Annotated in this window: 23 protein-coding genes; 10 read left to right on the top strand and 13 right to left on the bottom strand. The window is 62.2% G+C overall.

Annotation, left to right across the window (positions count from 1 at the left end; all coding sequences use genetic code 11):
• The first annotated feature begins 76 nt into the window (after nt 1-76).
• Together ACRWA7_RS03150 and glpK are read left to right on the top strand one after the other, a co-directional pair.
• Nucleotides 77-553: a VOC family protein gene (locus ACRWA7_RS03150; RefSeq protein WP_438391012.1), complete on the top strand. Its 477-nt coding sequence runs from the start codon at nt 77-79 to the stop codon at nt 551-553.
• 367 nt (nt 554-920) lie between these two features.
• Entirely contained in the window at nt 921-2,420 is a 1,500-nt protein-coding gene (gene glpK / locus ACRWA7_RS03145; protein ID WP_438391011.1) for a glycerol kinase GlpK, read from the top strand.
• 50 nt (nt 2,421-2,470) lie between these two features.
• Here glpK and ACRWA7_RS03140 read toward each other — a convergent pair whose 3' ends face one another.
• The 8 genes from ACRWA7_RS03140 to ACRWA7_RS03105 form a co-directional block, all read right to left on the bottom strand.
• Nucleotides 2,471-2,761: a DUF4148 domain-containing protein gene (locus ACRWA7_RS03140; protein ID WP_060858150.1), complete on the bottom strand. Its 291-nt coding sequence runs from the start codon at nt 2,759-2,761 to the stop codon at nt 2,471-2,473.
• 463 nt (nt 2,762-3,224) lie between these two features.
• Nucleotides 3,225-4,676 (bottom strand): MFS transporter, encoded by a 1,452-nt coding sequence (locus ACRWA7_RS03135; protein WP_438391010.1) that lies wholly within the window; start codon nt 4,674-4,676, stop codon nt 3,225-3,227.
• Between the two features lie 242 nt (nt 4,677-4,918).
• A complete protein-coding gene (locus ACRWA7_RS03130) occupies nt 4,919-6,322 on the bottom strand; it encodes a citrate/2-methylcitrate synthase (RefSeq protein ID WP_438391009.1) in 1,404 nt (467 codons plus the stop codon).
• Nucleotides 6,323-6,404: 82 nt separating this feature from the next.
• Nucleotides 6,405-7,325, bottom strand: coding sequence for a hydroxymethylglutaryl-CoA lyase (locus ACRWA7_RS03125; RefSeq protein ID WP_438391008.1), 921 nt, complete (start codon nt 7,323-7,325; stop codon nt 6,405-6,407).
• A 40-nt stretch (nt 7,326-7,365) separates the two neighbouring features.
• On the bottom strand, nt 7,366-8,535 hold the full coding sequence (locus ACRWA7_RS03120) for a CaiB/BaiF CoA transferase family protein (protein ID WP_438391007.1): 1,170 nt from the start codon (nt 8,533-8,535) through the stop codon (nt 7,366-7,368).
• Nucleotides 8,535-9,827: a CaiB/BaiF CoA transferase family protein gene (locus ACRWA7_RS03115; RefSeq protein WP_438391006.1), complete on the bottom strand. Its 1,293-nt coding sequence runs from the start codon at nt 9,825-9,827 to the stop codon at nt 8,535-8,537. The genes ACRWA7_RS03120 and ACRWA7_RS03115 overlap by 1 nt, the downstream gene beginning before the upstream one ends.
• Nucleotides 9,824-10,309 carry an acyl dehydratase gene (locus tag ACRWA7_RS03110; protein WP_438391005.1) on the bottom strand — a complete coding sequence of 162 codons (486 nt, stop codon included), beginning with the start codon at nt 10,307-10,309 and terminating at the stop codon, nt 9,824-9,826. Before ACRWA7_RS03110 ends, ACRWA7_RS03115 begins: the two co-directional genes overlap by 4 nt.
• A 13-nt stretch (nt 10,310-10,322) precedes the next feature.
• Nucleotides 10,323-10,847, bottom strand: coding sequence for an FAS1-like dehydratase domain-containing protein (locus tag ACRWA7_RS03105; RefSeq protein ID WP_060858145.1), 525 nt, complete (start codon nt 10,845-10,847; stop codon nt 10,323-10,325).
• Nucleotides 10,848-11,088: 241 nt separating this feature from the next.
• Between ACRWA7_RS03105 and ACRWA7_RS03100 the strand changes: the two genes are divergently transcribed.
• Nucleotides 11,089-12,150, top strand: coding sequence for an Ldh family oxidoreductase (locus ACRWA7_RS03100; RefSeq protein ID WP_438391004.1), 1,062 nt, complete (start codon nt 11,089-11,091; stop codon nt 12,148-12,150).
• A 14-nt stretch (nt 12,151-12,164) separates the two neighbouring features.
• Here ACRWA7_RS03100 and ACRWA7_RS03095 read toward each other — a convergent pair whose 3' ends face one another.
• The 3 genes from ACRWA7_RS03095 to ACRWA7_RS03085 all read right to left on the bottom strand — a co-directional run bounded on the left by ACRWA7_RS03095 (nt 12,165) and on the right by ACRWA7_RS03085 (nt 15,622).
• A complete protein-coding gene (locus ACRWA7_RS03095) occupies nt 12,165-13,058 on the bottom strand; it encodes an SMP-30/gluconolactonase/LRE family protein (RefSeq protein ID WP_438391003.1) in 894 nt (297 codons plus the stop codon).
• A complete protein-coding gene (locus ACRWA7_RS03090; protein WP_438391002.1) occupies nt 13,055-14,449 on the bottom strand; it encodes an MFS transporter in 1,395 nt (464 codons plus the stop codon). The genes ACRWA7_RS03095 and ACRWA7_RS03090 overlap by 4 nt, the downstream gene beginning before the upstream one ends.
• A 258-nt stretch (nt 14,450-14,707) precedes the next feature.
• Complete coding sequence (locus tag ACRWA7_RS03085; protein ID WP_438391001.1) at nt 14,708-15,622, bottom strand: GntR family transcriptional regulator; 915 nt, start codon at nt 15,620-15,622, stop codon at nt 14,708-14,710.
• 182 nt (nt 15,623-15,804) lie between these two features.
• Here ACRWA7_RS03085 and ACRWA7_RS03080 point away from each other — a divergent pair, with 182 nt between their 5' ends.
• From ACRWA7_RS03080 to ACRWA7_RS03050, 7 genes are all read left to right on the top strand, one after another.
• The gene (locus tag ACRWA7_RS03080; RefSeq protein WP_060858140.1) at nt 15,805-16,527 is read left to right on the top strand and encodes an amino acid ABC transporter permease; all 723 of its coding nucleotides are present in this window, start codon (nt 15,805-15,807) and stop codon (nt 16,525-16,527) included.
• A gap of 9 nt (nt 16,528-16,536) precedes the next feature.
• Nucleotides 16,537-17,295 (top strand): amino acid ABC transporter ATP-binding protein, encoded by a 759-nt coding sequence (locus tag ACRWA7_RS03075; protein ID WP_438391000.1) that lies wholly within the window; start codon nt 16,537-16,539, stop codon nt 17,293-17,295.
• Between the two features lie 17 nt (nt 17,296-17,312).
• Nucleotides 17,313-18,476, top strand: a complete 1,164-nt coding sequence (locus ACRWA7_RS03070; RefSeq protein WP_438390999.1) for a M20 family metallopeptidase — start codon at nt 17,313-17,315, stop codon at nt 18,474-18,476.
• 7 nt (nt 18,477-18,483) lie between these two features.
• Complete coding sequence (locus tag ACRWA7_RS03065) at nt 18,484-19,572, top strand: mandelate racemase/muconate lactonizing enzyme family protein (protein ID WP_438390998.1); 1,089 nt, start codon at nt 18,484-18,486, stop codon at nt 19,570-19,572.
• A 27-nt stretch (nt 19,573-19,599) separates the two neighbouring features.
• Nucleotides 19,600-20,775 carry a M24 family metallopeptidase gene (locus ACRWA7_RS03060; protein WP_438390997.1) on the top strand — a complete coding sequence of 392 codons (1,176 nt, stop codon included), beginning with the start codon at nt 19,600-19,602 and terminating at the stop codon, nt 20,773-20,775.
• 83 nt (nt 20,776-20,858) lie between these two features.
• Nucleotides 20,859-22,091 (top strand): pyridoxal phosphate-dependent aminotransferase, encoded by a 1,233-nt coding sequence (locus tag ACRWA7_RS03055; protein ID WP_438390996.1) that lies wholly within the window; start codon nt 20,859-20,861, stop codon nt 22,089-22,091.
• A 43-nt stretch (nt 22,092-22,134) separates the two neighbouring features.
• A complete protein-coding gene (locus ACRWA7_RS03050) occupies nt 22,135-23,325 on the top strand; it encodes a glutamine amidotransferase-related protein (protein WP_438390995.1) in 1,191 nt (396 codons plus the stop codon).
• Here ACRWA7_RS03050 and ACRWA7_RS03045 read toward each other — a convergent pair whose 3' ends face one another.
• A complete protein-coding gene (locus ACRWA7_RS03045; RefSeq protein WP_438390994.1) occupies nt 23,326-24,321 on the bottom strand; it encodes a threonine ammonia-lyase in 996 nt (331 codons plus the stop codon).
• A 33-nt stretch (nt 24,322-24,354) separates the two neighbouring features.
• Nucleotides 24,355-25,509: a porin gene (locus ACRWA7_RS03040; RefSeq protein ID WP_060858132.1), complete on the bottom strand. Its 1,155-nt coding sequence runs from the start codon at nt 25,507-25,509 to the stop codon at nt 24,355-24,357.
• Between the last annotated feature and the right edge of the window lie 148 nt (nt 25,510-25,657).

The following is a 25,657-nucleotide window of genomic DNA, read 5'->3' as shown; positions in this document are numbered from 1 at the left end:
TGGCTGTCCTTCGTCGTCCCCATAGTGCGACGCGGTTCGCTCCCCGCATTGTTCGAACATTGACAGGAGATTCGCCATGACAATCCAGAAGATCACGCCCTTTCTCTGGTATTCCACGCAAGCCGAAGAAGCCGCCGCGTTTTATACCGATATTTTTCCCGACTCGCGCATCACGCGGGTCACCGCGGTGCTAAGCGACGGTTCCACCACCATTGTCGAATTCGTTCTCTTTGGGCAGTCGTTCATTGCCATGAGTTCCGGAAAGCCCGAGCCGTTCAACCCCGCGGTGTCCCTCATGGTGAGCTGTGGTGATCAGGAAGAACTCGACCCTTATTGGAACGCGCTTCTTGCGGGCGGCGGTTCGCCGGTGGCGTGCGGCTGGCTTAAAGACCGCTTCGGCGTCTCATGGCAAATCGTTCCAGACGATCTCATCAACATGATGACGGACCCCGACAAGGCAAAAGCAAACCGCGTTGCTGACGCCATGATAAAGATGGTTAAGTTCGACATCGCCGCATTGCGGGCCGCCTATTCAGACGCGGCTTCCGGGTAATCAGCTTTGGCCTGTTCTTCAATTGGTCATCCATCATGCATCAGGTAAAACAATAGATGAATAACGCCCGGTTGCTGAACCGGTTCACCCTCTTCCTGGCTAACGTCGGCCCGCATGCCCAGCATGCGGCCGGCGTTTTTGCTTCGTCGCCGGGTTCACTCAAGGGCAATTGGAAGCGGCTTTACATTTTCGAATATGTTCATTAGCATTCGAATGCGAACATTATTGGCTTTCCAAGTTTTCTTTTGCCGACACGCGCCGTGGAATTCAGCGCCTCGACAGGCAGGAGCGAATCGATAGGCAAAACAACAAGGCGTTAAGATCGCGGCACAAGACCCGGCGATGGTCCAAGACAGTGGAGAAGACAATGCAGGAGCAATACATCCTCGCGCTCGATCAAGGTACGACCAGTTCGCGCGCCATGGTGTTCGACCGGCAGGGCAACGTGGTATCGGTGGCGCAGAAGGAATTCGCGCAGATCTATCCGCAGCCGGGCTGGGTCGAACATGACCCGCAGGAAATCTGGTCTACACAGGCTGGCGTCGCAGCGGAAGCCGTGACGCGCGCCGGGTTGAACGGCGCATCGATTGCATCCATTGGCATCACTAACCAGCGTGAGACAACGATCGTCTGGGATCGCGAGACCGGTCATCCGATCTATAACGCGATCGTCTGGCAAGATCGCCGCACCGCCGACTTCTGCGATCAGCTCAAGGCGCAAGGGCTTGAAGAGAAGGTGCGCGCCAAGACCGGGTTGCCTGTTGACTCGTACTTCTCGGCGACCAAGATCCGCTGGATCCTCGACAACGTGGAAGGCGCACGCGAAAAAGCCAAAAATGGGCGGCTCGCGTTCGGCACGGTGGATAGCTGGCTCGTCTGGAATTTTACGAAACACAGCATGCATATCACCGATGTGACCAACGCATCGCGAACCATGCTGTTCAATATCCATACGCTCGAGTGGGACGGCGAACTGCTCGATGCCCTCGACATTCCGCGCAGCATGCTGCCGGAAGTGCGGCCGTCGTCGGAAGTCTATGGGCCGACCAAGACCACGGTGTTTGCATCGAAGATACCGCTTGGCGGCATTGCCGGCGACCAGCACGCAGCCCTGTTCGGACAGATGTGCACGCAGTCCGGCATGGTGAAGAACACCTACGGAACCGGTTGTTTCCTCGTGATGAACACTGGCGAGAAGCCGATTGAATCAAGCAATAATCTTGTCACGACCATCGCCTGGCAGATCGGCGACACGGTCAACTATGCGCTGGAAGGCAGCATTTTCATTGGCGGCGCCGTGGTGCAATGGCTGCGCGACGGACTCGGCATCATCAAGACTGCAAACGAAATCGAGACGCTCGCTCGCAGCGTTCCACATAGCGACGGCGTGTATCTCGTGCCCGCGTTTGCCGGTCTCGGCGCGCCGCACTGGAATGCCCGCGCTCGCGGCACATTGTTCGGCGTGACGCGCGGCACGACCTCCGCGCACCTCGCGCGCGCGGCGCTGGAAAGCATCGCGTATCAATCCATCGACGTGTTGAAGGCAATGGAAGCCGATTCCGGCATGCGCATCGGCGAGTTGCGCGTGGACGGCGGTGCGGTGGCCAACGATCTGCTGATGCAGTTCCAGGCCGATATGCTGGGCGTTGACGTGGTGCGCCCGCAAGTCAGCGAGACAACCGCGCTCGGTGCGGCGTATCTGGCTGGACTCGCCGTGGGTTACTGGAAAGACGTGAATGAACTGCAAAGCCAATGGAAACTGGACCGGCGTTTCTCGGCGGCGCTCTCCGCCGAAGACGTCGAGCGCCATATGCATGGCTGGCATCGCGCTGTGAACGCCGCAAAGGTTTGGGCCGACGCGTCCTGATCCCGTCGTACAGGTAAGCGATTCGCCGCAGGCTTCGCGCGGGTCGGTGGCTATTGATTGCCGGGAGGGCTGGCAACGGGCGCCGCGGACATGGATGTTCCTGTATCCGTCACGCCGCCATATGCACTGGTACCGCCATGGCCAGCATGCACGCGCGCTTCAGCGGCTTGGATGTCTGAAGGATAGAAAGCGTCCTCGGAAATCGGGCGATACCCCGCATTTTCCAGTTGAACCAGATCCGCCTGCACTTCAGCGCGCGTCACCGGCTCTGCCGTTTGTGCAAACGACACGGCGGGCGCCGCCCAGGCGACGGCCAGCGTGGCGAAGATCAGTGCTTTCATGATGGTCCGCCTTTATGCGAAAAATGCAGCCCACAGTTGTTATTGGCTTGCAACGCACGATAACCCTGCGCTCATTTTGACGGACGCGTGCTGACCTCAAGCTGACGCGAAAATGACAAGCTCGTCATGTTTTAGCGAATGAGGCGTTGAACAAGGGCTTTGTAATCGCGGCGTACTGCTGCCGCTGAATGACCGGGCAGCATCAACGTCCTAGCGGCGGCGTTGATTTTCCGCCGCTTCGTGGCGGGAATGCTTCCGGGTATCGAGTACACCCCAGATCGCTATCGCCAGGCCTATTCCGAACCCGCAAGCCAACAACACGTAAGTGCTCATACGCAACCTTGAATAATGTGAGGTGGCGCTTTAAGCGAGGCCCGCGCCTGCAAGTCACGTCGCACAAAGAGCGCTGGCCCGTGCACGATGACTTGCTGAAGCGGATAGTACCGATCCATCCTTTCAATATCTAACGTGCGATGTCGTCGAGTGCCAGACCCGTAGTGCGCGGGCCAAACAATGCAACTGCAACGACCACGATCGCCATCGCACCGCCAATGAACATGAACACGCCCTCCACGCCGAATTCCCGCAAGAAGAACGCGATGAAGAAACCAACAAAGATGGACGACAGCCGGCTCCACGAATAGACGAAGCCCACCGCGCCCGACCGGATACGCGTCGGGAACAACTCGGCCTGATAGGTGTGCACGATGGTCGACAGCCAGTTGACGACAAGCGTCTGCACGATACCGACCGCGACCAGCCATCCCGGCAGCTTCAACATCGAAAATACGACGCCAATGACCGCGACGGAGATCGCGCTCCAGACCAGTTGCCACTTGCGCTCAAAACGGTCGGCAACAAGCATCACGATGAACGGCGCAATGGGATAAAGCAACACGATGAGAAACGTATATTCCAGGCTGCGCGTAATCATGATGCCCTTGGCTATCAGCAAGGTGGGAATCCAGCTAACAAAGCCGTAGTACCCGATGGTCTGGAAAAAATTGACCACCATCAGCATGATCGTGCGGCTGCGATAAACCGGACCGAACAACTCGCGCAGTGTGCCCGATCCCTCGTTGGCCGCGGCGCTCTCCTCAGGCGGCGGCAGAGCCTGGCCATACTCGCGGGCAACGCGCGTCTCCAGATCGTGCATGACGCGCTCGGCTTCCTCCAGACGGCCTTTCTGCACGAGCCAGCGCGGCGACTCTGGCAAGCGCAATTGCAGAAACCACACGAAGAGCGCGCCGCTCGACCCGATCAGGATCACCCAGCGCCAGCCGTCGAAGCCAAGCGGCGACATCGGCACGAGCACCCAGGCAAGAAACGCGATCAACGGCGCGCAGATCTGGGCGATGCCATACACGAGACCGAACGCCATCCCGCGCGCGCGCCTGGGAGTGAGTTCGGACACGTATGAGTCAATCGTCACGTACTGCACGCCAACGCCGATCCCGCAGACAAGCCGCCAGATGTTCAGGCCGAGCGCCGTGTCCTGAAACGCGATCACGACCGTTGCGACGCAGTACCACAGCATCGACGCGGCGAACACCCGCCTTCTGCCGAAGCGGTCGGCGAGACCGCCGAACACGATTGTCCCAATGAAGAGCCCGATGAACAGCGACGCGAGGAAGCCCGCGAGGCCGTTCATGGCGAAGAAACTTTTGGTGGTGGGCGTGAGGATGCCGGAGTGAAACAATCCGGGCGCAATATAGCCGGCGAAATAAACATCGTACAGTTCGAAGAAGCCTCCCAGTGCGACGAGCGTCAGCAGCTTCCAGAGCGTCGCCGTCATGGGCAACCGGTCGAATCGCGCCGTGACGAGCCCGGCGGTGATAGGCGGCGCCATGTGATGCGCCTCGTCGGCCCTAAGTGCTGTCAGGTCCGCGGCAATCGTCCTGCCAAAATAGCTCATCGTTGTCTTCCTCCTGGTCGTCCCCATGCGCGTCGGCACCATTTCTGCAAACACGGTCCGTGGAACTTTATAAATATAGGGATGCTTATGATCGGCTTTGCAGGGTTTGCCTGATCGCATTGCGCGCGCATTGCCCATTGACCTTGAAATCAGTCTAGCGACGGGCAGAACGGCCCACAATAGTTGATCGTTGAATCAACTTGACCGGTGGATGCATGGCGGATGATGCGAGCCGGTGCGGGTCAGCGATTACCCGTAATGAAGCGCGACAAGGTGATGCGTCTCACGCTGACAGCCGGCTTGCCGGCCGTGATCGGCGGCAAGGGCAAGAGCTGAGAGCCGGGCCGTGGTTCCGGCTGTGCGCCCGGCGAATAGTCGGCACGCGGACGAATCAACGCACCCGACTCGCGCTGCTCGATAATGTGCGCTATCCACCCTGCGCATCGCGCAATGATGAAAAGCGCGTAGGCGCTGCGGCGCGGCAAGCCCATGACGATTGCAAGCATTGTCAGCCCGATTTCGAGGCTCGGCAGGCAGCCGTGTTGCGCCGCCATGGCGAGGGCCGCATGCAGAGGCGCCACGACGGACTGCCTGCCGCCAAGACCTCGAACCATATCGATGAGATAACGGGCGCGCGGATCGCCGTCCGGATAAAGCGGGTGATTGAAACCCGGCAGGTTGCGATGCGCGGCGTATTCGGCGTCGAAAAGCCGCTGCGTCTGCGCCGGGGTACGGCAGGCGCGCAGCAGATCCTCGGCGCTTTGATACGAGCGCGCGGATGTCAGTCCCGTTTGCGTCAGAACCGCTGCGGCAATGCATTCGCCAATGTCCGCCCCCGCCGATGCGGCGATCCGCGCGACAAAAGTCGCCTGGGCCAGCTCATGGTCCGCACAGAGCACGAGCGCCGCGTCGAGCGCGGCCACATGCTGCGCGCTTGGGTCGCCACCGAGCGCAACGAGCAGCCGCTCGGCAATGCCGCAGCCACGCTGGCTCTGCGCGGAAGTGGAAGTGGAGGCCGGCTGACGCTTGAGGTGCGCGATGCATTGCGCCATGGTCGCGATCATCCGGCTCGACTCGGCCAGTTGCGCTCCCGGATCGACTGCGTTGCGCAGATGTTCGTCGCCGAAACGCAGGACGATGTCCGCGAGATAGCGCAACAACTCCCGGCGCGGATCGACAAGACCGTTGCGCGCGTAGGCTTCGGCGAAGCGCGTCGTGCGCTGGCAAGGCTGCCAGTTGAGCGCGCCCGACGCGCCGGTTTTCCACAGCAGCCCTGCAACCTCCTCGAACGTGATGCCCGAGCGCGCCAGGTCGACGGCCAGGACGCCTCGATACATCGGCCCGTCGGGCGAGATCCGCGTAATCGTGCTCTGGATGATGGGTTCGCCCCAGCGCATTGCCGCAGCGGCGACTGGCGCATGTCCGCTGCGCGCATCCGCGCGCGACTTCATCTTCTCGACGTCCTGCCGCGCATAGAGCCGTCGTCCATTGGAGCCTTGCGGCACGCTGCGGATCAGGCCACGGCTGACATAAGCGTAAAGAGTCTGCAGTTTCACCTGCAGAAGCTCCAGCGTCTCCCCGCGGGTCAGATAATCGCCTGCGTGCGCGGGTGGGCACTCCGCGCTGTCCTGCATTTTCTTGTGCACCCGTGTCTCCTCGCCGGCGCCCTTGCGCCGTGGAACGGTATCAGGCACACCCTACCCAAAGCCGCGCCGCCGAACAATCCGGTTATGCCTGTACGCGGTATGTTTTAGGAATGCCTGCCCGCGAGACCTGTCCGAACATCGGCTCGTTCGGCACGCCCTCATGCAGCAATTCGCGCGATGCGATCAGCCGGTCCAGATCGATGCCGGTATCGAACCCCATGCTTTCCAGCATGAACACCAGGTCATCGGTCACAATGTTGCCCGACGCACCCGGCGCAAATGGACAACCGCCCAGACCCGCAAGCGCGGAATCGAACGAGCGGATGCCCTCTTCCAGGCCGGCGAGCGCGTTGGCAAGACCAAGGCCCATTGTGTCGTGCAAGTGCAGTTTCGTGAGCTTGTCGCCAATCTCCGAGCGCACCGCGCGAACGAGCGCGCGCACCTGCGCCGGGTTCCCATAGCCAACTGTGTCGGCAAGCGCCACTGCATCGACGCCCGCTTCCGCGAGCGCGACAGCGGTACGCACCACCTTGTCGAGCGCAATCTCTCCATCGATCGCACATCCGAACGCGGTCGCACAGCCCGGTTCGATCGCCATGGGGCGCTCCTGGGCCCGAACCCACTCGACGATCCGCGCCACTTCCTCCACCTGCTCCGCCGTTCCCTTTCGCGTGTTGGAACGGCTATGTCCCTCGCTCACCGAAACAGGCACGCCAACGCCATGCGCCCCCGCTGCATAAGCCGCCTGCGCGCCGCGCAGATTGGGCACGAGCGCCATGACACGCAGCCCCGGCTGTTCGAGCGCGCTGCGCACGATTGCGTCGGTATCGGCCATTTGCGGCACGAGCTTCGCCGGCACGAAACTGCCGACCTCAATTTCGGTGACGCCCGCTTGCGCCATGGCGGCGATCCAACGGGATTTGAGTTCCGTCGGCATGATGTCGTGCGCCATTTGCAGACCGTCGCGCGGCCCCACCTCGCATACTTTCACCTTCTCTTTCATCTTCCACTCCCTGGCGGTTCATTCGATTCGGTTGGCTCTTTCAACGCAGCACGCCCGCTTCCGACAACGTATTGATCTCATCGGAAGAAAGGCCGAGCAGCGTGCGAAATACATAGTCGTTATGCTCTCCAAGCCGTGGCGGCGGGCTGAGTTTTCCACGCCAGCCCGCTGCATCCTGCCAGGGCAGCGCGATACTGCGCGAGCCGTCGGAGAGCGTGGGGAAAAGCCCCCGTTCAACAAAATGCGGGTCCTCGACCACCTCGCCGATGTGCCTCGAACGCGCCGCCGGGATACCCCGGGACTGTAGCATTTCGAGTGCTCGCGAGACGTCCTGTTCGCGCGCCCACGCCGCCACGATCGCATCTGTCTCAGCACGGTGCGCTGCACGATCCACATGCTCGGAAAATCGCGCGTCCGCCGCAAGGCCGGGTTGCTCCATCGCGTCGCACAGCGCGCGCCATTCCGTGTCGTTGCGCACGGAGAGCGCGAGCCACGCGTCGGCGCCCTTGCAGCGGAAACAGCCGGACGGCGCGGCGCTCGACTCGCAGGCGCCGTTCGACGCGGGCTCGTCACTGTGCAGCGCTTCTCGAAAGAGCAGTTCCGGCAGAAGCGCAACCGTGCTTTCCAGCATCGAGAGATCGATATGCGCGCCTTCGCCCGTGCGCCGCCGGTGCCGCACAGCCGCGAGCACCGCGGCGCTTTCCCAAAGGGCCGTGATCGGATCGGTCCAGGCGGGCAAGATACCCATTGCCTCGACGCGCGTGTTCGGTGTGCCGACAACGCTCGCCCGGCCGCTGTAGGCCTGCAGCAGCGAGCCATAGGCAACCGCGTTGCGCTGCGGTCCCTCGCGCCCGGTGCCGGACGCGGAGACGAAGACAAGGTCCTCGCGAATCGCGCGCAGCGTGTCGTAGTCGAGGCCGAATTTCGCCAGCACGCCGTTCGAGAAATTTTCGACGACCATGTCGCTCGATGCCACCAGCCGCCTGACCAGCGCCGTGCCCTCGGGCCTGCTGAGATTGATCGTACAACTTAGCTTTCCCGCATTCACGACTGCCCACCAAGGCGGCCGATGCACATGCTCAGGCCGCGTGGCGGACTCGATCTTGATGACCTCGGCGCCCATTGCGGCGAGCATCTTGGTTGTCATCGGGCCCGCCAGGACCCAGCTGAAATCGATCACGCGGATGCCGGACAATGCTTCTCGTCGCATTAAATAACTCCATCCTGCCGAAGGGTTTCCACTTCACCGCGAGTGAGCCCGAGGCGCTCCTCGAATACATGATGGTTGGCTTGTCCTAGCGTGGGGGCATTGACCCGCCGCGCCCGGGGCAGCTCAGCGCCGCCTGACGTGCGCAGCGCGAACGGCAGCCCCGGCATGCAAAGCGCCTCGGGCGATCCGTCGCTCCATCGGTCGAAAAATGCGCGCGCATGCAATTGCGCGTTGTCCAGCAGGTCTCGCGCGCCGCTCACCGGAAAGCACGCAACCCGCGCCGCCTGCGCGCGTTCGAACACGTCGGCCCGGCTGTGCCGGCGCGTCCACGCGGACATCTCCTCCTGCAGGATCAGCCAGTTCAGGTTGCGCGCTTCACGCCCGCCGCACAGCGACACGTCACGCGACCACGCCGGGTTGCCAAGCAGTTCGACCCAGCGTTCCCATTGATGCTGTTCACGCGGCGACACCATCACGAAGCCGTCATTGCACGGCAACAGCCAGATCAGCCCGCCGGCTACTTCGGTCCCCTGCAGTTCCTCGCGCACGCGGCTGAACGTGCGCTCTCCCCGTCCATAATCGGCGACCGGCTCGATCAGCAGATGCGCGATCACATCGGCTTGCGCACAGTCGATCATGCGTCCCGTCCCGTTCATCTGCGCGTCGAGCAAACCCCACAACGCGCCGTTTGCCGCAGCGACGCCGGTTGCGAGCGCCACTTCCCGGTCGGCGCACGCAACGGGCGCCTGCTCGCCGGGCGCATGCACGGGACGCGCTTGATGAAACGCGTAGCCAGCGTGATGGGTCAACGTGAAATCAGTCGTACTGGGCGCATTGTCCTGCGCCGCGCTCACGGCGCCGAACGGCGTCACCGACACCACCACGAGCGCCGGATTGATCCGCTGCAACGTGTCGATGTCTAGGCCAAGCGCGCGCAACCGTGGCTCGGACTGCGAAACGACGAAAAGATCCGTCGACTCCATGAGACGCCGCAACAGTTTCAATCCTGCTGGGCGGGCCGGATCAAGCGTCACGCTTTCCTTGCCATGATTCAGGTAGGCGAACAGCGCGCCGTCATCGCCATAGCGTGCGTCCGGCGCGAACGGACCGGATGCACGCAAGGGATCTCCTGCTCCCGGCTGTTCGAGTTTCAAAACCTCCGCGCCGAGATCGGCAAGCACGCGCACGCAAAACGCCGCCGACATTGAACGGGTCCATTCGAGCACGCGAACGCCAGCTAGAAGGTTCGCCTTTGCCTGGCCTCCGGCACGGTCGTCAATCGCGGGCTTCATGCGGGCTGCTCGAGCACGGCGGGATCGAACGGATACGGCACGGCCGGTCCACCGCGCAGCGGCAGCACCACCGAAGCCGCGCCCGGCGTGCTTTCAACACCGTCCTGATTGCGCAAGCCGATCTCGAGATGCACGACGCCGTACTGTCCGCGTTTTTCGCGGCCGGTCACGCGTCCCCAGGCCGTCAGGGTATCGCCGGGCACATTCATGCCGCGGAACTGGAACGACAGCCGCCAGGGCCAGCCGCTTTCTCCAACCCAGTCAGTGAGCAACTGCAGCATCACATGCTGCTTCCACGAGCCGTTGACCATCACATCGGGCAACTTGTCGTGGCCGGTCGCATAGCGCCAGTCGTAATGGATACGATGCCAGTTCTCCATTGATGCGGACCAGCGCACGATGTGCGCGGTGCTCATCGGCCCTTTCACGACATGCGGGATTTCCGCGCCCGGCTCTACATCCTCGAAGTGCAACGCCGCCATCATGTTCCCCTGTTCAACGCATGATCTGCGTATTCGTGACCTTCAGGAGCTTCTCGCCCGCCTCGTTCACATACATTTCCTCGATGACCACGAACACCATTGGCCCGCTGCGTCCGTCACGCTGCACGATGTCCTTGTAGCGCGCCTGGCGCAGCACCTTTTCGCCTACTCGCGCGTAGCGGTAAAGCTCGTATTCGTAGCCGCCGTTCAGGTCGCGTGGCAAGGGCACTTCCACGGCGGGCAAGCCGCTGAAACTGCGGCTCAGTCCGTCGAAATCAGGCTTGTTCATTTCGTCCAGCGGATCGGGCGTATGCGCCGCCCGCCGGAATGCGTGCACCGGGAATCCAGGCGGTGCGACAAGTCCCTGATAGCGGCTGGTTGCGGCCCACTGCTCGTCCCAGTAGCGCGGGGCGTCGTCCATCGTTGCTTGATGGAAACGCCGCACTTCGCTCGCCTCCACCGGATGCGTCGACTCAACCCATTCGGTCTGTGCGCCGATGATGTTCCTGACCTTTTCGGTGATGTATTCGTCGCTCACTCGTTCGTCTCCTCGATAAACCCAGCCGTGCTCCCGGTATGCACAGTGCCGCTTGACCCTGCCATTGAAGCACCAGCGAAGCCAGTCTAGTAAGCGCATGTGCCGCGCACAATACTTGATCGTTGAATCAACGTCTTCTCATGCGGATCGCGTTGATCTATCGTTCCTGCATGCCATGTTTGCAAGCCTGCACGCGATACTGAAATCAGCACTCCAACCCATTTTCCAGGGAGCCTCCTCCATGTCGAAAGCCGGATACAGCGCGTCCGCGCTCGCCGCCTATGCGGGGCAACTGCTTCGCGCCGCAGGACTCGAAGAGCGCCACGCAATCGTGGTGGCAGGCGTGCTCGTAGAGGGCGACCTGATGGGTCACGATACACACGGGCTTGCCCTGTTGCCGGGTTACATGGCGGCGCTCGAAGCCGGCACGATGGAAAAGACCGGTGCACCGGACGTCGTCTCGGATCGTCCGGCAGCGCTGCTGTGGGATGGCCGGCGGCTGCCAGGGCCGTCGCTCGTCATGCAGGGTATCGAAACGCTTGCGCCACGCGCGCGCGATTACGGCAATGCAACGCTCGTGATTCGCCGCAGCCACCACATAGCATGTCTCGCTGCATATCTGAGGCACGCCACCGATGCGGGCCTCGTCATCCTGTTGACGAGTTCCGACCCGAGCGTAAGAAGCGTCGCGCCGTTCGGCGGCACGCGCGCGCTTTTCACGCCGAACCCGATCGCACTCGGCATACCGACATCGTCCACGCCGATCATGATCGATATCTCCGCGTCGGTGACAACCAACGCAATGACAAAACGGCTGCACGACCAGGGCGAACGTTTCGACGAACCGTGGATGCTGGACGCGGCAGGACATGCAACGAATGACCCTGGCGTATTGTTCACGGACCCTCCCGGCACGATCATGCCGCTAGGCGGTCGCGGCGCGGGCCACAAGGGATTCGGCCTGTCCGTTATGGTCGAGGCGCTGACGGGAGGACTGGCAGGGTTTGGGCGTGCCGATCCGGGCGAAGGCTGGGGCGCGACTGTATCCATCACGCTTTACGACCCGGAGGCGTTTGGCGGCATGGCGGCGTTTCAACGGCAGATGGACTGGCTCGCCGACGCCTGCCGTGCAAACCCGCCACGCGTGCCGGGGCAGCCGGTGAGGATGCCCGGCGACCGGGCCATCGCGCGGCGTCTTGCGCAACTCGCCGACGGCGTGCATTTGCAGAATGCGATCCACGCCCCGTTGGAAGCGTGCGGATCACGTTACGGAATCCCCTTTCCCGAGGTATGCCACGCGTAGCGCGTTCGCTGACATCAACCGTCGAACGGTGAATCGGGATAACCCTCGATGTCGGTGTGAAGCGAAAGCAGCGCACCTGCCAAGGGTTGCCGTTCGAGTGCTTCGGCTGAGAGACGCCGGGTCGCCGTGGTGACGAAGAGCGTGCGCATGTCTGGTCCGCCAAAGCAGCAACAGGCCGGTTGCGTCACCGGTACGGGAAGGACGCGCTCAATGCTGCCGTCCGGCGCATAGCGCGTGACGACACTGCCGCCGTATTGTGCGCTCCACAGGAATCCATGCTTGTCTACCGTCGCTCCGTCGGGAATACCGGCGCCATCAGGCAGACGTGCAAAGAGTCGCCGATCACCCGGCTCGCCGGTGGCCTTGTCGAAGGGGAACGACCAGATGACGGGCTCGTTGCCGTCGGCAAAATACAGGGTCCCGCCATCCGGCGACCAGCACAGACTGTTCGGCACGGCTACGCCTTCGATCACGCGGGTAAGGCGTGCGCCATCGAAACGGTATAGCGCACCGACCGGGCCTCGCCCGACGTCGTCCATCGATCCGACCCAGAAGCGGCCCTGCCGGTCGCAACGGCCGTCGTTAAAGCGCATTTCGGGCGCGGCTGCGTGCGGCGCATCGATACGTTCGAGCGTGCCGGTCGCCGGGTCGAAGAAGGCAATGGCCGAACGCAGCGCGACGATAAGGCCGGGCTTGCGCGAACGCGGCGCAATGCAGCCAACCAGTTCGGGCATCGTCCAGCTCTGCACGTTGCCGTCTCGCCACCCGCGCCGCCGGATAAACTGGCCGCGAATATCGACCCAATAAAGCGCCTGCTCCGCCACCGACCAAAACGCGGACTCACCCAGGATGTCGCGAGTATCGCCGACACGCTCCCACGTGCCGCTCGTTTCTCCGTGGGCCGTCATCGTGCGATCTCCTCCAGCGCCCGCCCCGTGGTACGCGGACCGAAGCGGGCGACGGTCACCGCAATGATGCACATGGCGCCCCCAATGAACGCGAATACGCCGGGCTGGCCGAACTCGCGAAGAAAGAATGCGATGAAGAAGCCGACGAAGATCGAACTCAGGCGGCTCCATGAAAACACGAAGCCGACCGCGCGGGCGCGCATCCATGTCGGGAACAGTTCGGACTGGTAAGCATGGACAATCGTCGACATCCAGTTGACGAGAAGCGTCTGCAGGCAACCCACGACAACGAGCCACGCCGGCACGCGAAGCATCGCAAACAGGCTGCCGACAATTGCGACCAGGATCACGCTGTGCACCAGTTGCCACTTCCGCTCGTACCTGTCGACGATCAGCATGACCAAAAGCGGCGCGATCGGATAGGTCAGCACAATAAGGAACGTGTATTCCAAGCTGCGCGTGACGAGAATTCCCTTGGCGATCAACAAGGTTGGAATCCAGCTTACGAACCCGTAATAGCCGATGGTCTGACAGAAGTTCACGACCATCAGCATGATTGTCCGGGTCCTGTAGACTGGGCCGAACATCTCGCCGATGCGCCCAGGTGCGTGCAGCGTGAGCACCGACTCGAGAGGCGGCGGCAGCGGCTTGCCGTATTCCGTCTGCACCTTCTTTTCTATTGCGCTGAGGATGCGGTCGGCCTCGACAAGCCGGCCCCGCTGCGCGAGCCATCTCGGCGATTCAGGCAAGCGACGCCGCAGAAACAGCACAAGCACAGCGCCTACCGATCCGAACAGGATGACCCATCGCCATCCCGCAAAGCCGAAGGGCGCGGTCGGCACGAGCATCCAGGCCATGAATGCAACCAGCGGAGCACTGATCTGCGCGAGGCCGTAGAACAACGCGAATGCCTTACCGCGGGCACCGCGAGGTGCAAGTTCCGAGAGATAGGTGTCGATGGTAATGAGTTCGACCCCTATCCCGATCCCGCCTATCAGCCGCCAGATTTCCAGCCCGGTCACCGTTCCCTGGAACGCCAGGATGAAGGTCGTGACGCTGTACCAGATCATTGAACCGAGGAAGACGGCGCGCCGGCCAAAGTGGTCAGCAATGAAGCTGAACAGGATCGTGCCAATGAACAATCCAATAAACAGCGATGCGAGGAAGGCCGCGAGGCCTGACAAGTCGAAGAACGATGCGGTGGTGGAGGTGATGAGTTTGCTCTGGACGAGTCCCGGAGCGATGTAGCCAGTGAAGTAGATATCGTATTGTTCGAAGAGTCCGCCCAGTGCGATCAGGCAGAGCAGCGTCCACATGTGCCGCGTCATCGGCAATCTGTCGAGACGCGAGTTGATCGTGCTGGATATGACGTCCGAATCCGCGGATTCCATTGTCTCCTCCGTTTTTCAATCGTTGGTTATGTTTGTTTTTTTTATAGCCGCCGCGTGCGAGTCCCGGTCACGACCGGTCCGCCGCTGGAGGTTGCGGCTTACTCTAATGCGAGCTTCTTCGAGCCCACAATACTTGATCGTCGAATCAACATCCCGCCGTCAACTCCGGAGGCCGCCGATCAAGGCGCGTAAGGGGGCCTGGCCAGCGCAAGGATGCGCGCCATGCAACCAGAAGAGAAAGCGTGAATGACTAGGGCTTCATGCGGCCTTGCCGCTTCGCGCGGCCGCGGTAGCCGCGCCCGTTGTATGGTAGGCGTGCGACAGGTGCTGGCGCATGCGCTCGGCGGCGGCCGGCATGTCGTTGGCAAGGACAGCATCGATGATCTCGAGGTGCTCGCCGCACCACTCCTTGATCCGCTTGCGGTTCACGTAGCCCTGGAACTCCAACAGCCGGCGCAGCCGGTTCTGCTGCTGCATTGACTGATGCATGAATACGTTGCCGCTGTATTCGGCCAGCATTTCGTGGAAGTTCGCATCGGTTTCAAAAACCTGCGTGGGCGTCACGCCGTTCAGGCCCAGTTGCGACGTCAGGAAGATATGTTCCCGCCTGCATCGTTCGAGCGCTGAACGATCCGGCGAAAACGTAGGCAACAGCAAGCCCGCCGGCTCGAGCGTCAGGCGGAAGTCGTAGCTGCTTTTCAAGGTCAGCGACGAATCCAGCGACGGCTGGAAACTCCAGCCGTGCCCCTTGTTGCGCACGATCAGGCCATCTTCCGACAGCCTGGACAGCGCCCGCGTCATGGTCACGCGATCCACCTCGTAACGCTGGGCAATGTCCGTCTGCGTAAGCGACGCGGGAATGACGCCCGCCAGCCTGTCAGTGACAAGCCGATCGTAAAGATCTTCGTCGCCGGACGTCGGCTGCGCGAGTTCGACCCGATGCAAACCGTCAGCGGGACGCGCCAAAAAAAATCCCTGGTTCTTCCGCGCTTCGATCACGCCCAGCGGTTCGAGCAGCGTCATGGCTGCGCGAACCGGCGTGCGCGACACGCCGAGCAGATCCGCAAGCTGCTGCTCGCGTAAATGGTGACCCACGTCGAAGCGCGCTTCCTGAATCAATTCAAGAATCTGCTTCGCCAGCACATGAGCCCCTTTGCCCGCCCGTTTTGCCATCTCGCCGTTTCCTCTGATTGCACTGTAGAAGAATATCAAAAAATACAACTTTCCCCCACTCACCCGTACGAAATACCAGTCGGTGAACACACCGTACTCTCCGATCCCGGCATTTTTGCCCTTGACCAGATGATTTTGACTTTGTATAAATTGACACAATCCAGACAAACGGAGTTGCACAGATGTCATTTCACCTCCTCCTTGAGTACCTGAGCTCAAGCGCTTTTCTCCGCGGAGCGGGGCTGACCCTCGTGCTGACCGTAGTCTCGCTTGGCTTCGGCATGTTGATTGGCCTACTGCTGGCGCTGCTCAACGGCGTGCCGAGCCGTATCGTCAAGACGTTCGTGTTCTTTTATTTGTGGCTGTTTCGCGGCACCCCCGTGCTGTTCCAGATCATCTTCATCTACAACGTGCTGCCCTCGTTCGGCATCCGTTTCAGCGCCTTTGTTTGCGCCGTGCTGGCGCTCTCGCTCAACGAAGGCGCGTTCATGTCGGAGATTTTCCGCTCCGGCCTGGACGCGGTGAAACGCGGTCAGCGCACCGCTGGCTTCGCGCTCGGCATGACCCGGGCAAAAGTGTTTCGCCATATCGTGCTGCCGCAGGCGCTGCGAGTGGTCCTGCCGCCCATCGGCAACCAGATGATCGGCATGCTCAAGCTCAGTGCGCTTGTCTCTGTCATTGCCGTTCAGGAACTGCTGCTCGTCGCGGACCAGGCCGCCAGCGCGAACTTCCGGTATCTCGAGGCGCTCACCGCCGCGGGCATCTATTACCTCGCGCTCACCACCTTGTTCATGGTGCTGCAAGGCTGGATGGAACGCGCGCTCGACAAAAGGCGCAATTCCGCCGCTCGCCGCATTTCGTTGACCGAGCGCCTTCTCGGCACCTCACAACCTCTCGTTCGCTAAAGGCCGCCGATGTCGTCCAAACCGCCCGGAGCTTCTCTGCCGCTGCTGAAGCTCAGCCGTATTGACAAGAGCTACGGCAACACACAAGTCCTCAAGCACTGTTCCATCGACGTTGCATCGAAGGAAACGATCGTGATCATCGGTCCTTCCGGATCGGGCAAGTCCACATTGCTGCGCTGTATCAACCTGCTCGAAACGGTGGATGCCGGCAACATCTTCTTCGAAGGCCGCGATCTCACTCGCGAACGCAAGAGCGAGCATCTCGTGCGCCAGCAGATCGGCATGGTGTTCCAGAACTTCGAGCTGTTCTCGCATCTTTCCGCGATAGAAAACATCATGCTCGCGCCCATGACCGTGTCGGGACTTTCGCGCGACGACGCTTATGTCCTCGCACTCGGCTTGTTGCGCAAGGTCCGCCTCGGCGAGCGCGCCGATCACTTTCCGGACCAGTTGTCGGGCGGCCAGCAGCAGCGCGTCGCCATTGCCCGCGCGCTTGCGATGAAGCCAAAGGTCATGCTCTACGACGAACCTACGTCCGCGCTCGATCCTGAAATGGTCAGCGAAGTGCTGGACGTGATGGCCGAACTGAGCGCGGAAGGCATGACAAGCGTCGTGGTCACGCACGAGATGGGCTTTGCCCGCCGCGCCGCCGACAAGATCGTTTTCATGGACGCCGGCGAAGTCATCCTCACCGAAACCAGCGAACAATTCTTCGGCGGCACCACGCATGAACGTGCGCGCCGCTTCCTCGACCAGATCGTGCATTGACCCGGAGCCTTTACCGCATGCTTTCGCAACCCGACCTGTCCCGCATGAAGCGGGATCTCGCCGCCCTTGTCGGCATCAATACTGAAAATCCGCCTGGCCGTGAACTCGAAGCCGCGCAACTCGTGCACAGGATGCTCGCGAGCGAGGGCTTAGATTTATCGCTGAGCGAATACAAGCCTGGCCGCGCGAACGTGATGGCGCGCCTCGCAAACGGTCCCGGCCCGACCTTCGCGTTCAACACGCACCTGGACGTGGTGCCCGCTGGCGACGGCTGGGTGTCCGATCCCTTCGTGCTGCGCGAAGCCGATAACCGCCTGTATGCACGCGGCTCATGCGACGCAAAAGGCCCGCTTGCCGCAATGATCGAAGCCATGCGCATGCTGGCGGCGAACCGCTCAAGCTGGTCCGGCACGTTGCTCGGCGTATTTACCGCCGATGAGGAAATCGCCAGCGAAGGCGCCAAGTTCTATGCGGCCAGCCGGCCGGAAGTGGATTTCGTCGTGGTCGGCGAACCGACATCGAACGCGACGTTTTCAGCGCACAAGGGCAGCTTGCGTCCGTTGGTCCGCGTGCATGGCGTGACCGCGCATTCGGGCACGCCGCATCTCGGCGACAACGCGATCTACCGCGCGGCGCAACTGCTCAAGCTGATCGAAGGGCATCACGAAAACGAAGTGCGCTGCCGCTGCCATCCATTGGTCGGCGCCGCGAGCCTGACGGTCACGCGCGCGCTTGGCGGCCACGCGGACAACGTCGTGCCGGGCGCATGCGACTTGCTGCTCGATCGCCGCATGGTGCCGGGCGAACTGGAATCGGACGTGAAGCGCGAGATCGACCAGTTGCTGGAACTGGCGCGCGAACAGTTCGGCGTGCGCGCGGAAGTCATCGAATACCGCGCGACCACGGGCGGCGCTACCGAGACCGCGCTCGACTCGAAAATCGTGCAGGCAAGCCTCGCGGCATGCCGCGCACATGGCACGCTTGAGCCGGGTCCGTTCGGCTTCCAGGGCGGTTGTGATCTCGTGCATTTCCGTAGCGTAGGCGCGGCTGGCGTGGTGATCGGCCCGGGTACGCTGGAAGTGGCGCACAAGCCGGACGAGTTCGTGCCTATCGACGAATTTCTTGCTTCCAGCCTGATTTATCGCGATGTCGCGATTCAAATGATGCAAACGGGCGGCTGAGCAAAACGTGAAAGCCACTCTTCACCGCGCATCGCTTCATTATGGCGATGGACTCGTGCTGCATACGGCCTCATCGGGCAGCGTCGGTTATCTGGATGCGCTTTATCTGCGCGTGGTCGATGATGACAAGACCGGCGTGGGCGAAACGCGGATCAATATTGCGTACCTCAATGGCCTCGAAGCCGCGAACGTTCTGGACGATGCACGCTCGGCGCTGGCGCGTACCGACTGGACGCTCGGCGCGCGGGCGTTGCTCGAAGACGCCAGAGACTGGCGCATCAATCACTGCGCGCCGGTGCGCATGATGATCGACAGCGCGTTGTGCGATCTGCGCGCGCAGCAACTCGGCGTGAGCGTGGCGGCGTTGTTCAACGCGCACGCCGCCGGAACGCAGACATGGCGCTCGAACCAGACACTCTTCTGGTCATCGGACGAAACCATGCTTGCACGCGCCGCCGGATATCTGGTGCGCGGGTTCAGCGAACTCAAACTGCGTGTGGGCATTGGCGCGTTCGAAGACGACCTGCGCCGCATCGACTTGTTACGCGAGCGTTTTGGACAGCGCGTGACGCTTTCCATCGATGCGAACGGTCAGTGGCAGCCGGCCGATTGTCCCGCGCGCTTCGACGCATTGGCCGAGCGCGGGATCGAGTACGTGGAGCAGCCTATTGCGGCAGGCGACTGGACCACGCTGCGCGCGCTCGCGCAATCCAGCCCGCTCACGCTGATGCTCGATGAAAGCCTGCAGTCTCCAGCCGATATCGATGCATTGATCGCACTGTCCGGGTTGCCGGTGGCGGCGCATCTGAAACTCGTCAAGCTCGGCGGCATGACGGCCACAATCGACGCCGCGCGCAAGCTCACGGCGGCTGGCATTCCGCTGATGATCGGCCAGATGAACGAAGGCGCGGCGGCCACCGCAGCGGCGCTGCACGTCTCGATTGCGACCGCGCCACGTTGGGCCGAACTGTACGGCGCGGACGGCCTGCTCGACGACCCCGTGAGCGGACTCTCATATCAGCAAGGCAATGTTGGCGTGACGGGCCGTACCGGCCTCGGCATCGCCTTCAATGCAAATCTTGCTCAACTTATCTAGGCATCACTTCCCAAAAAGGAACTCATCATGCAGGCAAGTCAAGGTCCCGCGCAGGGTTGCGAATCAGCGTTCCCGGCCGCCGAATATGCAGAGCGCGTCGCCCGCGCCCGCGAATCGCTCGCGCGGTCGAACATCGATGCAATGATCGTCACGGGTCCGGAGAACATCTTCTATCTGACGGGGCAGCAGACGCCCGGTTATTACACGTTTCAGGCGCTGATCCTGCCGGTCGCGGGCGAACCGGTGTTCGTCATCCGTCAGCTCGAATACTTCAACTTCATCGCCAATACGTATATTCCCGACGCCCAGATTTATAGCGATGGCGAGAATCCTATCGACGTGCTCGTGCGCGTGATCCAGCAGAAAGGGCTTGCGGGCAAGCACATTGCCATCGACAAGCGCGGCTGGTTCCTGCCGATCACGGTATACGAAACGCTCACCGAAAAGCTCGGCAGCATTGCCGATGCAGCGGGCGTGGTCGAGCAACTGCGCGCGGTGAAGTCGGCGGCGGAGATCGAGAAGATTGCGATTGCAGCAGGCTACGTGGATGCGGGCATGCGCGCGGGACTCGCTGCCGTCAAACCGGGCGCAACGGAAAACACGCTGGTCGCGGCCATGATGTCATCGGCCATCGCGGCAGGATCGGAATACGTGGGCATGGAACCGCTCGTCTCGGCGGGACCACGCACCGGCGTGCCGCATGGCACGTGGCGGCGTCGCGCGCTCGAGAACAATGCGCCCGCGTTCCTCGAGATGGCGGCCTGCCATGACCGCTATCACGCCGCGCTCATGCGCTCGGCGTGGATTGGCGAAGTGCGCCAGGAAGCGCTCGAGATGGAAAAGGTCTGCCAGGAAGCATTGCAGGCTTCGCTCGATGCCATCAAGCCGGGTGCGCCATGCGAGGCGCCGCATCTGGCCTGCCAGCGGGTCATCGACCGTGCGGGTTATACCGATAACTTCAAGAAGCGCACCGGCTATTCAGTCGGCATCTCGTTCGCGCCAGACTGGGGCGAAGGCGCGATCCTGAGCCTCTACACCGGCGTCATGACGCCGCTGCAGCCAGGCATGACGTTCCATATTCCGCCGGCATTGCGCATCTATGGCGAGTTTACGGTCGGCGTCAGCGAGACGGTCGTGGTCACGGAAAACGGATATCGCGTGCTGGGCACGGTCGAGCGTCCGTTGCTGCGGGTCGCAGCGTAAAGCGCGGGGTCCAGCGCAAAACAGCCACGGACACGAAGTCAACAAGTACGACCACAAACACGACACCACAGCACGAGGTCATCATGTCTTTCAAACAGCTCGCACCGCGCATGCAGCGCGTGCAGCCCTCGCCCACCGCCGTCATCTCGGACAAGGTCCGCCTCCTGCTCGCGAAGGGCAAGCCGGTCATCAACCTGGGCGAAGGCGAACTCCACTTCGATACACCCGCGCATATCAAGCAGGCAGGCATTGCCGCGATCGAGCGCGGTGACACCAAGTACACGGCAGTCTCCGGAACAGCGGAACTGCTTGCGGCCATCGCCGATAAATTCGCGCACGAGAACAGCATCCGGTATTCATCGCAGGAAGTGATCGCCGGGACCGGGGCGAAGCAGCTTATCTTCAACGCGCTGCTCGCGACCATTGCGCCGGAAGACGAGGTCCTGATCTGCGCGCCGTACTGGGTCTCTTATCCCGACATGGTCGCGATTGCCGATGGCCGCGTGCGCGTGTTGCCGACCACCGCCGCCGATGGCTGGAAGCTGCGCGCCAGCACACTGCGTGCAGCCATTACACCCAAGACCCGCTGGCTGATTCTGAACTCGCCGAACAATCCATCGGGCGCGGTGTATTCGCACGACGAACTCAAGGCGCTCACCGACGTGCTTCTGGACTTCGAGCACGTATTACTGATGGCCGACGACATCTACGAGCACGTGCGCTACGGCGGCCGTTTCTACACGCCGGTACAAGTCGAGCCGCGCCTTCGCGAACGCACGCTGACGGTCAACGGTGTATCGAAGGGCTATTCGATGACCGGCTGGCGCATCGGCTACGCGGGCGGCCCGTCGTGGCTGATTCGCGCCATGCAGACGCTGCAATCGCAGAGCACCTCCAATCCGAGCACGATCTCACAGGCCGCGGCGGTCGCCGCGCTGCGCGGCGGTACGGATTTCATGGCGGACTGGCTGAGCGAGCTCGCATCGAATCGCAGCGTGGTGCTGGAAATGATCGAGCGCTGTCCCGGCTTGCATTGCGCCGCGTCCGAAGGTGCGTTCTATGCGTTTGTAGACTGCTCGGGATTGATGGGTGCAACAACGCCCGATGGCGAGCGCATTGGCAGCGACCTGGATTTTGCCAACTACCTGCTGGATGCCGCGCATGTTGGCGTGGTGCATGGCGGCGCGTTTGGCATTGAGAACCACGTTCGCATTGCCTACGCGGTGCCGGAATCGACGTTGCGCGATGCTTGCGAGCGAATCGAAAAGGCGTGTGCGGCGCTGGTTTTATCGACGGTGGAAACAAGCGGGCTTTGAGCGTTCGCGGACAGGATCGCGATGAAAATTCGGGGAGACCGCAATGCTGCATCTCATTGAAGACGAAGCCGGAACGCCCGCCCACTATGGCGCGCAAGCGGCGATCTTCGCCGCCGAAACGGGCGCGGTGTTCACGCATTTGCCTGTTCAGTTCGATGAAACCCGTTACGCCGATGCCCGCCAGCATGTCACCGTGGACGGGACGCTCGTCACAAGCGGTCTGCTCTGGAGCGAACGGCTCGGCGGCCAGCCAGTCCATGCGCCGGACAGCGTTGAAAACATCCTGATGTCCGCTGCTGCCGGCAATGTGGCCGTGCCCGTTGATCCGCGCATGGCGAACACGTTCACGGCACTTGCTGAAAGCAATAATGTTCCAGTGCGCCGCTACCGCGTGATCCGTGAGCGCGGGGTATCGAGTCTCGTGTCCGCCGATGGAACAGCCATCACGCGCGCCCGGCAGGACGCGTTCGGCCGATGGAGCGCATTGACGCGCGTTTCGCAAGTCAGCGCCCACGGTGAAATCCGGATCGCGTTGATCGGCGACGAAAGCGACCAGCGCGACGTCTACCCGGCCACGCTCGCCGCACTCGCCGACGCAGCCGACGCGCACGCGCTGACATTGAACGTGCGCTTTGTCTCCACGCTTGGCCTTGACGACTCGACCGTCCCCGAAGCGCTTTCGGCTATCGATGGAATCGTCTTGCCCGGTGGCGCCGACATGCGGCGCGTGCCGGGGCAAATTGCGGCGGCGAAATATGCGTGGTTATCGGCGGTTCCGGCGGTCGGCCTATGCCTCGGCATGCAGTCCATGACGACTGCCCTTGCGCGGCTCGCCCTTGGCACCGACGATATCGATCTCGCGGAAACGGCATCGGGCGCAAGCCTGCCGAGCTTCGTGCCCATAGGTACAAATGAGGATAACGTACTGTTTCACCGGCTGGGACTTCAGCCTATAGCCCTGGCAGGCGTAAGCCGACTAAGCAAGATTCTCAGCGACGATCCGCGGATTCGTTGCAATCACCGCTATAAGCTGAATCCGGCGCTGATCGCCCCGCTCTCGCGGGCGGGCGTCGAGATAGCCGCACGCGATGCCAGCGGCGAGATCGCAGACGCCATTGAAGCACGCGTCCATCCGTTTTTTATCGGCATGCAGGGGCATCCGGAACTGTCGTCGGCAAGCGGTGCGCCGCATCCGCTGTTGAGCGCGTTCGTGCGTGCGGCGCAGCGCGGCTGATCAATTCACAGAACCGCCCGTAATCGCCGATGCAAACAGCGCGGCGTCCACATTGCCGCCCGAAGCAATCACCAGCACGCGCTTGCCGCGCAGGGCGCTCGCGGCGGGGTCCGCCATCATCGCGGCCAGTGCAACCGCGCCGCCCGGTTCGACCACTACACGGAACGCCTCGAAACAGAAAGCCATCGCGCGCGCGACTGCCTGATCGTCGGCCACGAGCACGCCCGCCAGCCGCTGGCTGTTGATGGAAAACGGCAGCTCGGCCGGGATGGGTGCGAGCAGCGCGTCGCACATCGACACAGCGCCGGAGGGATTGCTTTCGCGCATGCCCGACGCGAGAGAACGGCGGGTATCGTCGAAGGCCGCGGGTTCGGCGGCCCAGACCTGCGCGTCCGACTCCGCCGCTTCCACGGCAAGGCACGTCCCCGCCGATAACCCGCCGCCGCCACACGGCACGACAATGGCGTCGAGCGCGTCGTGGCCGAGCCGCGCCAACGCTTCGAGCGCGACCGTCGCCTGCCCCGCGATCACATGATGATGGTCTCCCGGCGGCACCACGGCGAAGCGGCCTTGCGTCGCCAGTTCCGCCGCGACCTCTTCGCGGCTTTGGCGCTCGCGGTCGTATCGGACAATGCGGGCGCCCGCCAGCCGTGCCTTCTCGACCTTGTTCTCAGGCGCATTCGACGGCATGACGACCGTCGTTGGAATGCCCAGCATCCGGCCGACGGTCGCAATCGCCTGACCGTGGTTGCCGGTCGAATAAGCCACGACGCCGTCCGGGCAAGCGGCGCGATCGAGCCGCGAGAGGCAATTGTATGCGCCACGAAACTTGAATGCTCCGGTATGCTGAAGACTTTCTAGCTTGACGAAAACCCGCGCACCGGTGATTTCATCGAGCAGATCGGAGCGCACGATCGGCGTCTCTATGGCGACGTCGCGCAAACGCGCGGCGGCGTCGAACACATCCTGCGTGACAGGAGTTTGATAGGACAACATGCTGGTTACCTCGTTATATCGATTCAGGCCGATTCAAAACCGGTGCCGCAGGCCAACGGTGACGATTTCCTGCGTGCCGGTGCCGTCGATGCCATACGACGAAATGGTTGCCAGCGCCCGTTGCGTGCCGCCAGACGTGGTGCGCTGGGTGCCGGACGCGTGCTGGAACGCGCCGGTCAGATAGACGTCCGTGCGCTTGGACAACTGGTAGAAGCTGCCCGCGCTCACCACGTTGTAGCGCGCGGAGGTGTCGCCGCTGGCCGCTGTCAGGATATAGCCGAGACCGAAACGCAAGCTTGGCGTGGCCCGATAAAATCCATACACGCGGCCGGTGTTGAAGCGTTCCGTGGTGCCGAAAGTGGACTCTCCGTCGCTGGTGTAGCGTGCATTGCTGTAGCCCGCGCCGAGCGTGAACGCGCCGAGTTGATATTGCGCAGCGGCCTGAGCAATGCCGAGCACATGCGCGCTCTGGTAAGCGGCGTTGATGGAGCCGCCTTCGAACAGCGCGTCGGTGGAACCGCTGGTCCATGCGGTTCGCTTGCCGGTGGCCGCGTTGGCATTGGTAGCTTGCATATAACCCGCGGCGAGTTTCAACGGCCCGTTGCTATAGGAAACCGCGCCGCTATAGGTATATCCCTGTCCCGTCGATCCAGCAACGCCGCCGAATGCATACAATGCTTCGAATTGCAGTCCTGAATAGATTGGACTCAAATATTTCACTGCATTCGATACGCGCGCGCTGAAGTCATTGTTGTCCACGTCGCCCGGCGTGGCGAACGGCACGCTGCCGAGCGTGCCGTCGGCTGTCAGCGGCTGCACGAGATCCACGACGGGATCGTACATGCGCCCCAGTTCGACCGTTCCCCAGCGGTCACTCGCGAGCCCGACGAAAGCTTGCCGGCCAAATTCACGGCCACCTTGCGCCAGTTTCCCTGTACCGATTGCAAAGCCTGACTCAAGCTGGAAAATCGCGCGAAGCCCGCCGCCGAGATCCTCGCTGCCTTTCAATCCCCAGCGGTTTCCCGATAGTCCGCCGCTCAACAGGCTGTATCGGTTTCCTGTGCTGGTCTTTATATAACTGAGGCCGGCGTCCACGATGCCGTACAACGTCACACTGCTTTGCGCCTGCGCGCTGGCCGAGAGGCTGACCAGTGCAGCCGCCATGCTGATTGATGCAGCTCGTTTCATCGTTTGCCTTTTATGGATTTTTAATCTGCGTGTGGTACGGCTTTATAATTAGGATGCCTTTGCGATGACGCGGCAGGCGTGCGTTCACCCGCACGCCGCCTGTCAGGCGCGGCGCGCCCTGTTCACATGGGCCGTTTGAAGTGATGCG

This window comes from Caballeronia sp. DA-9, from assembly GCF_051615025.1.
Lineage (GTDB): Bacteria > Pseudomonadota > Gammaproteobacteria > Burkholderiales > Burkholderiaceae > Caballeronia > Caballeronia sordidicola.
The sequence above is the reverse complement of the archived record's forward strand: the minus strand, read 5'-3'. Positions and strand labels throughout refer to the sequence as shown.